Source organism: Streptomyces sp. NPDC056480 (assembly GCF_042795405.1).
GTDB lineage: Bacteria > Actinomycetota > Actinomycetes > Streptomycetales > Streptomycetaceae > Streptomyces.
On sequence record NZ_JBHTSA010000250.1, the window covers coordinates 1 to 2,379 of the forward strand.

The window sequence follows — 2,379 nt, forward strand, 5'->3', positions numbered from 1 at the left end:
ACCCCCGTTCAGATCAACGTCATCGGCACCGCGATGTTCGTCCTCGCGGTACTGGTGGTCGTGGCCGGGCAAATCATTACGAACCGGCGCAAGAACGCTGCAGCGCGATGAGATGAGCGGCTCGTCCGCAGCTGGCAGCGGAGGGCACGCCCCCAGCAAGAGCCCTCTGCTCAGCAGCCTACGGTGGAAGTGGGCGGCTGAGCATGTGAGTTGAGTCGGATCTCCAGTGGCCCGCGAAGCCTCCGAGTAACCGGCGCCTGAGAGCAGATGCACACCACACGCAGCCCCGGCCTCTGGCCGGGGCTGCGTGCATCTGACGTCTTTCTTCTGCAGTTGCGGATCAGTTGGTGAGGGGCGGGGGAGGAGGAAGGCCCCCGCCCCTGTAGGTGGCCCGATGACCGCGTCCCCGATGCGGTGGGGCCGCCCCGGCCTCGACGGGGGGAGATCAAGGCCGGAGTCTGATAGCTCGGCGTGAGTGTCCAGCTCTTGCCGAAACGAAGCGGGAGGTCAGTATGGGGCGGCGCAACACTGCCGAAGCCTGGCCCACCGTTGGCCAGTCCAGCCGAGAAAGGCGGGAGCGACGGCCAGCACGGTTGTCATGTCAGTGAGAATGGCTTTCGCACTGGAGGATGACTGGAACTGCGGAGCCTGAGCAGCTCCCCTTCGTTCACTCAGGTTCCTTCGAACGGCGCTGTCTTCTCTTGAGCAATACCTACTCAATCAGTGTATTGAGCGTGTATCGACGCGCGGTGCCCGCTGAAGGATCTTCATTTCAGGCGTCTGAGTTCGGCCAGGCTGAGGGGGCGAGGCCTGAGGATCCGCTTCGCTTTCCCCGTGCCGAGTCGCGGTTGAGGGCCCGAAGGGCTGTGGGGGCAGGCGCGGGCTGCTTGGCGGCGTCAGCCGACGCGTGGCGACGGGACCTGATGGGCTGCCAGACCTCACTCACGCTTGGCGATCTGGAGGCATTCCTCGACAGCTCAGCGGATGCCGATGACTTGAATCAAGCGGGCCGAAGGTGCCGCCGGCAGGGCGGTAGGCGATGAAGCGGGATAGCAAGAAGACCCGCGGCGGTGATCACCGCCGTCATCCCGGAGAAGTCCGGCCAGGCCGCCAACCGGCGGAATAAGGGCTCGACCCGGTGGTCGCCCTGTCACCTTCGACCCGTACCGGTACCGGCAGCGCAACACCGTGGAGCGCTGCTTTCAGAAGCTCAAAGCTTGGCGCGGAATCGCCACCCGCTACGACAAGTCCCCCGAGAGCTATGCGGCAGGACTTCACCTCCGAGGATCGATCATGTGGCTGAAGCACATAACTGAGCCTCTTTCATCCTGAATAGTTGCAGGTCAGGAGGGACCCATCCCCGAACCCCACCACAGAACCTAACAAAGCCCTACTAGCGGGACTCTAAGAAAAGCGTGTAACTCCGATCATGGAAGAGTGCACCTGTGATCAGCGAGAACATAGCCAAGCCGTCTGTGGCAGGAGCCGTGTCAGCGTCCGTTGATGACCAGTTCCTGAACGAGCTCGTGGCCCGGGCTCAGGCTGATGGCCTGCAGCTGACCGGTGAGGGCGGTCTGCTCCAGCAGCTGGCGAAGCGGCTGCTGGAGTCCGCCCCTGAGGGCGAGATGACCGATCATCTCGGCTATGACCGGCATGATCCCGCCGGGAAGAACGGCGGAAACTCCCGTAATGGGAAGCGGTCCAAGACCGTCGTCACCGGCGTCGGGCCGGTCGGGATCGAGGTGCCGCGGGACCGGGAGGGCGCCTTCGGGCCGCAGATCGTAAGGAAGCGCCAGCGCCGGCTGGCCGGCGTCGACGAGATGGTCCTGTCCCTGTCCGCGAAAGGCCTGGCCTACGGCGGGATCTCAGCCCGTCTGGCCGAGGTCTGTGGCGCCGGGGTCTCCAGGCAGACGATCTCGACGATCACCGATTCGGTGATGGAGGGCATGGCCGAATGGCAGGCCCGCCCCCTCGACCGTGTCTGCCCGGTCGTGTTCACCGGCTGCATCAACGCGAAGATCCGCGAAGGCCAGGTCGCCAACGCCCCATCTGTATGGCGTTGGCGGTCACCGCCGAAGGCCACCGCGACATCCTCGGACTGTGGGCCGGCAGCGAGGGCGGTGAAGGCGCCAAGCACTGGCTGCGGGTCCTGACCGAGCTGAAGAACCGCGGGCCTCGAGGACGTCCTGATGCTCGTCTGCGACGGCTTGAAGGGCCTGCCCGACGCGGTCGGCGAGGTCTGGCCCAAGACCGTCGTGCAGACCTGCGCCGTCCATCTCCTGCAGGCCCCGTTCCGCTATGCCGGCCGTCAGGACTGGGACAGGATCGCCAAAGCGCTGAAGCCGGTCTGTACGGCTCCGACCGAGGACGCGGCCACCA

3 pseudogenes are annotated in these 2,379 nt (G+C 65.4%); all 3 read left to right on the forward strand.

The features are described 5' to 3' along the window. A pseudogene (locus ACFQ79_RS40635) lies at positions 1-111 on the forward strand (ABC transporter permease); the annotation flags it as partial. 962 nt (positions 112-1,073) lie between these two features. Then, positions 1,074-1,332: pseudogene (locus tag ACFQ79_RS40640) on the forward strand (IS5/IS1182 family transposase); the annotation flags it as partial. Positions 1,333-1,475: 143 nt separating this feature from the next. Continuing rightward, positions 1,476-2,379: pseudogene (locus ACFQ79_RS40645) on the forward strand (IS256 family transposase); the annotation flags it as partial.